This window comes from Desulfobacterales bacterium (genome assembly GCA_029211065.1).
Classification (GTDB): Bacteria; Desulfobacterota; Desulfobacteria; order Desulfobacterales; family JARGFK01; genus JARGFK01.
Genome location: JARGFK010000165.1, coordinates 1 through 6,131, shown reverse-complemented (window position 1 = coordinate 6,131; position 6,131 = coordinate 1). Strand labels below are relative to the sequence as shown.

General features: G+C 45.6%; 5 protein-coding genes. 3 read left to right on the top strand and 2 right to left on the bottom strand.

Going from position 1 to position 6,131, the window contains the following annotated elements; all coding sequences use genetic code 11:
- Nucleotides 1-183: 183 nt before the first annotated feature.
- Nucleotides 184-1,770 (top strand): peptidoglycan DD-metalloendopeptidase family protein, encoded by a 1,587-nt coding sequence (locus tag P1P89_21570; GenBank protein MDF1594107.1) that lies wholly within the window; start codon nt 184-186, stop codon nt 1,768-1,770.
- Nucleotides 1,771-1,792: 22 nt separating this feature from the next.
- Nucleotides 1,793-2,302 carry a hypothetical protein gene (locus tag P1P89_21565; protein MDF1594106.1) on the top strand — a complete coding sequence of 170 codons (510 nt, stop codon included), beginning with the start codon at nt 1,793-1,795 and terminating at the stop codon, nt 2,300-2,302.
- Nucleotides 2,303-2,608: 306 nt separating this feature from the next.
- Here the strand turns inward: P1P89_21565 and P1P89_21560 are convergent, their stop codons facing one another.
- Nucleotides 2,609-3,637, bottom strand: a complete 1,029-nt coding sequence (locus P1P89_21560) for an IS66 family transposase (GenBank protein ID MDF1594105.1) — start codon at nt 3,635-3,637, stop codon at nt 2,609-2,611.
- Nucleotides 3,638-3,712: 75 nt separating this feature from the next.
- Between P1P89_21560 and P1P89_21555 the strand changes: the two genes are divergently transcribed.
- A complete protein-coding gene (locus tag P1P89_21555; protein ID MDF1594104.1) occupies nt 3,713-4,720 on the top strand; it encodes a transposase in 1,008 nt (335 codons plus the stop codon).
- Between the two features lie 118 nt (nt 4,721-4,838).
- On the opposite strand, the gene P1P89_21550 is transcribed toward P1P89_21555, so the two are convergent.
- Nucleotides 4,839-5,921: a hypothetical protein gene (locus tag P1P89_21550; GenBank protein ID MDF1594103.1), complete on the bottom strand. Its 1,083-nt coding sequence runs from the start codon at nt 5,919-5,921 to the stop codon at nt 4,839-4,841.
- Nucleotides 5,922-6,131: the final 210 nt, after the last annotated feature.

Below are 6,131 nucleotides of genomic sequence, written 5' to 3'. Positions count from 1 at the left end.
AACAGGGTGTCTTGGCTCCTCCATAACCGCATACTACACCATGTGGTCGGTTGAGTAAAGTGCATACCCACTTTTAATATTTATGACAAGACCCGGCTGTCTCAGATTCAGACCCCTGAAGGAAACATTGACTTTACCTATCTGTGCGGCGATAAGGTTGGTTCCATCAGCAAAGATGGAGAATTGATCTCTTACGGCTACGACGGCAAACTGGTTACTTCCGAAACCTTCTCAGGTACTTTGAATAAAACTCTTGGTTACACTTATAATAACGATTTTAATATAACCGGTTTCACTTACGCTGGGAGTACTACCAACTATACCTATGATAATGACGGGCTTTTGATCGGAGCCGGCAGTTTTACCATAAGCCGCAATGCCGGCAACGGTCTGCCCGAGGATGTTACGAACAGCGCCTTAACCCTTACTCGAACATTCAACGGTTATGGCGAGGTGTCGGATGAGAGTTATACCGTCAGCGGCCAGGGGATAACTTCCTGGGTTCTTGCCCGCGACAACAACGGGCGCATAAACAATAAAGCAGAAACCGTTGCCGGTATAAGTTCCAATTATGTGCATACCTATGATTCCATGGGTCGACTTCTCACGGTGACAAAAGACGGCGTCCTGGTGGAAGAATACGGCTATGATGAAAATGGCACCCGCGTTTATGAGATGAACACTTTACGCGGTATTGCCGCAAGAAGTTTCTCCTATGACGCTGAAGATCATCTGTTGACTGTAGATGCTGTTAATTATCAATATGACCTGGACGGCTTTCTTACCACCAGGACCAACGGCGCGGATGTCACTACCTACGACTATTCATCCCGTGGGGGGCTGCTAAGCGTGAGCCTACCGGACAATCGCTTCATCGAATATGTGCATGATCCGCTTTGGAGAAGAATAGCCAAAAAGGTAAATGGCTCTATCGTTGAAAAATATCTCTGGCAGGGTTTAACGCGCCTGCTGGCAGTGTATGACGGCAGCAATAATCTTCTAATGCGCTTTGAATACGCCGATGCCAGAATGCCGGTTGCCGCATCAATCGCCGGTGCAACCTATTATCTTACTTATGATCAGGTAGGCTCCTTGCGGATTGTTGCAAATGCATCCGGTAGTGTGGTAAAAAGAATAGACTACGATTCTTTTGGAAATATTGTTGCCGATAGCAACCCGGCTTTTATTATTCCCTTTGGATTTGCCGGCGGGTTTTACGATATAGATACCGGACATGTAAGATTCGGATACAGAGACTACGATCCGGATATCGGAAGATGGACTGCAAAAGATCCGTTACTATTTGAAGGGGAGGATACGGATCTTTATGGTTATGTTCTAAATGATCCGGTTAATTTGATTGATCCTTGGGGATTGGAAGGTTATTGGCCAACAGATAGTCAAACAGTTACAAGCCCATTTGGACCCCGTGGAGGAGGACCTCATACCGGAACCGATTTACGGAATCCCAAAGGTAACTCAGCATATGCTACAGATAATGGAACAGTTATTTTATTAAGGAAGGATAAAAAGGGCGGTAATCAAATAAAAATTTTAAATGATGATGGTTCGGTTTCAGGTTATGCCCACACGCATTGGGTTGATGGACTTAAGATGGGTGATAAGGTCAATGCCGGTGATGTGATTGGATCCTCTGACGATAGTGGCTCTGGCAAGCCTCATTTACATTTTACCTATAGACTCTGTGAGACTTGTCCCAAAATAGATCCTGAGACAAATAAATTGTGGGATGCCGAACCTTGTCATTAACAACTTTGATTGAGGCTATATAATGAAATTATGTAAGTATTATGTTTTTATAATTATTATATTTTTGGGCACTGGTAGTAGTATATGTAAAGAACTTGAAGAAAAAGACATCATTGACCATCAGGTTTTACCGGTAGCACTTAAATGGAAAGAGGCTATATTAAAAAAAGATATCAAGGCTCTTGTCAATTTTGCTTTGCCTGAAGATCAAGAGGCAGTAAATGATGAGCTAATACTTACTAAATCATTTCTTCATCGTCTTTTTTTTGATAATGAAAGTAATCTCAATGGCAAGAAATCTGTATATGAAATTTTAATAAATTCAAAAAATATAAAGATAATAAAACATAGTCAACTTTGGAAAAATGCTAATAGCGTATCAGTGTACTATTATGATCAAAATAAAATAGACTTAAAATTTCCAATTAATCCCGACAAGGAACAGTTATTGTTAAATATAGGACTTGTTTGGAAGACATATTTCTTTCAAGTAGATGATATTTGGTATACATCATATAATTATGGACAGTAGCGGCCGGTTAACTTTCAAATAACTTCAACTGGATATGTGAACTAGCAATTTCATTCTTGTAATCAGTCTCTGTGAGCACCTGTAAAATGGGCTTTTTCTCAAAAAGGGGAAATAATAGGGTCAGCTATGATTTTATGCGTTTCTATTTGAAGCATAAGGAAGAAAGACAAGGGAGCGGACTTAAATATTAATTATTCGGTTTGTCATGGGCGGTTGGAGAATTTATCTTTAACCGCCTTTTCTTTTTTGGGCGGTGGGCAGGCATCTTAAATATGGAAAAAGTAAGCGCTTAATAAACTGCACCGGTTAAGAAACGACGAGTAGACCGGGATCAATATGCTGGGGCAGCAGTTCTTTGTAATTCTTTTGGGATTCAACGTGGGGAAGTTGCTCAAACAGGAATCGAAAATATTCATACGGTTTCAGCCCGTTTGCTTTGGCGGTTTCGATTAAACTGAATATGGCCGCACTGGCTTCAGCCCCGTTTGGATGACCAGAAAACAGCCAGTTCTTTCTTCCCAAAACAAACGGACGGATCGCATTCTCGGCAAGGTTGTTGTCCGGTCTCAGCCTTGCGTCTTCAATATACCGGGCCAGACGATCCCAGTTATGAAGCGTATAGTTAACCGCCTTTCCCAATAGGCCCTTGGGCGGGGTCAGCGATGACATCCGCGTTAACCAGCTTTTAAAGTCGTTTAACATCGGTTTGGCGGCATTCTGCCGGAGACAGTACAGTTGGTCACTTGAAAGTTCGTTTGCAGTCGCTTGTTTTTCGATAGCGTACAGCCGTCCAATGTACTCCAAAGCCTCCTCGGCATGGCCTCTCTTTTTCGGGTTGGACTTGGCTTTGATAACTTCCAAAAACTTACGACGCACGTGTGCCCAGCATCCCACCAGGCGGACACCGACCTGCCGGCCTAAAAGATCATAACCGCTATAACCGTCGGTCTGGACAAAACCCTGGTAACCCTTCAGGAAGGTAAACGGCACCTGTCCCGAACGACTCGGCTGATACTGGTATATCAAAACCGGCTTTTGCGGATCACCGCCCCGGTAGACCCACATATACGATTTGCTGGTATTGGCCCGGCCTGGCTCACTTAACACCTGCACGGGCGTTTCATCAATATTGATAAGGGGCCCGCTGCGGATCTCCTGATGAAGCAATTCCATCAGCGGTTTAATTTGATCGGCCACTTTTACCGCCCAGTTGCACATCGTCGCCCGGCTCAGCTCAACCCCCATCCGGGCAAATATCTTTTCCTGGCGGTAAAAGGGCAGCGCATCCTCAAACTTGGCTACCAAAAGATGCGCCAAAAGCCCGGAAGTGGACAATAGGTGGACAATAGGGACGTCCGTAAATAAGTAAATAACTTGACTTGGCGGAGGTTTACTGGTAAGTGTTTGTTCATGCCAAGGTCAGCCCGCATAGACGCCCCCGGAGTTTTACATCACATTATTATTCGCGGTATTGAACGGCGCAACATATTCAAAGACGATCAGGACCGTGATGACCTTCTTAAGCGGCTTGCGACCCTGCTGCCTGAAACCCGCATCTCCTGCTATGCCTGGTCATTCATGTCCAACCATGCCCATTTTCTTTTCCGCACCAGCGACGTTTCCTTATCCACGCTCATGCGAAGGCTTCTGACCGGGTATGTGGTCACGTTTAACCGAAGGCACAAACGCTACGGCCCTCTTTTTCAGAACCGGTACAAATCTATCCTTTGTCAGGAGGATCCGTACTTAAGGGAACTGGTGCGTTATATTCACTTAAATCCCATAAGAGCCAAGATTGTTTCCACGGTTTCCGAGCTCAACCGCTATGAATACAGCGGCCATAGTGTGCTGATGGGCAGGTGCAAAAGCGACTGGCAGGAAATGAAATATGTGCTTTCTTTGTTCGACAAATCGATTGTAAGCGCCAGGAAACGGTATCTGACATATGTAGAGGCGGGATTGGAACTAGGGCGTCGCCCTGAGCTGGTCGGCGGCGGACTGATTCGCAGCCTGGGAGGGTGGCGGGAGGTTAAGAAAAAGCGGTTTGGTAAAGGGGAACGCCTTAAGGGAGATCAGCGGATTTTGGGAGAAAGCGAGTTTGTATCACAAATTCTGGAGGAAGCTGAAGAAAATTATGAACGTTCCTATGAGCTGAAAAGCAAGGGTTATAATCTTGAGGTGATTGAGAAAAGGGTGTGCGAGCTGATAGGAATTGAAAAAGGAGAGCTATACAGCGGCAGTCGCCGGCAGGCGGTAGCCGAAGCCAGGGGGCTGTTTTGCTATTGGGCCGTAGATGAATTGGGGTATTCCTTGGCTAAATTGGCGGAAGCGCTGGGTAGGACCGGTCCAGGGATTGGCTATGCCGCGCAAAGAGGTAAAAAGCTGGCAAATCAACAAAAATATAAATTGATGGAATGAGTTATTTACTTATTTACGGACGTCCCCACTGGATACCACTGGATAGAGCCCTATCGAACGGAACCCTCTTTTGGCATTAATAACGCAAGCGGTCGCTGGCGCAGTTTTAAGCCAATTATTAGGTATAAATAACACTAAGAGGTATCGGCGGATAGCGCCACTCGCCGGGTTTGGGCAGGAGGTGTTCGGCGCCCACGGTGAGCCAGTTCATCTCGGACTTGATATCCCGCAGTTTGCCGTCGTCCGGCGGCCGGGCATGGTCGGTGAAGGCGTAGGTTACCTGAAAAATACAAATGTTGTCCTTTTTTTCACGGGTCACCACATAGTGCTTTCGCAGAGTCCGCGGTCCGATACCGTAAGCCTGGGCGATCCCATCCAGTTCAGCGCTGCTGAATTTCATCAAAAGGGCTTTTGACGCCCCCCTTTCTGAAAGCCGGATCAAAGCCCTGGACTCGCTGCTGCCCGCATATATGGTGGTGATACAGGCGATTCGCTTCAGATACTGGGCGGCGACAATGGCGGCCGTACGCCTGCCGCCGACCATGAACGGAACACCGAAATACTCAAAGAATTTCTTCTGAATATCCTCGGCGTATTTTTCCCCTTTTTCATAAATATCCTTTGAGATATAGCGAAGCGCCTGGGCCATGTTTTCAGCGGCATCGGCAATGGGCCAGTCGATGCGCACATGAAAATGGGACAGACAGTACCGATTCCGGTTGGCGCTGGTGGGGTCCCGCTGGATCAGCAGGGCATAATCCACCGGCAGAAGGTCCTTTAAAAAATCGAAAAAATGGGCCGACTCCAGATACTTGTGGCTTCTGTCAAACTTTACCGACAGGGGCATGATTTCCGGATGGTGCAGATTTTTCTTGATGGTTTTATTGTCGTCAAAAAAACGGATATATTTTTTATGGGCGTTGGGTATGGTATCTTCGACAAAAATAAGCAGGAACGAATTCTGCGGGTCATATTCCACTCCGGGAATCCGCGCCCGGGGCTTCAATTCCCGCTTTTCAACAAAAGGATAGGGGATATTTCGGGACAGGAAATTTGAATACGAATCAAGCAGCGAATATCGCAGGAGATATTGGTCCAGCTCATCTCTTAAAAGTTCGTAATAGGACCGCCGTAATCGGTTTGCCTGACTAAGCTCTTCCCGGACACTCCAGAATGCTAATCTGCCTTCCTGCTTGATCAATTTGCCGTCTCAACTTTCGCAATGATAGGGTTAAAATAACCTCATTTCTCAAAATGCGATTGAACTCAGGGTATAATTTTAATGAACCGGTTATCATAATTTTTAAAATCTGTCAACAAAAACAGTTAATTATCAGTAATTCTGGGCGAACAGATTAAAGTGGATATTTCCTGTAGATATTTGAGTTAAATAGAGTATTCGTGATAATTT

What these genes read in the sequence shown, in the direction of transcription:
- P1P89_21565 (MDF1594106.1), top strand. Translation starts at nt 1,793, where the DNA reads ATGAAATTATGTAAGTATTATGTTTTTATAATTATTATATTTTTGGGC.
- P1P89_21555 (MDF1594104.1), top strand. Translation starts at nt 3,713, where the DNA reads ATGCCAAGGTCAGCCCGCATAGACGCCCCCGGAGTTTTACATCACATT.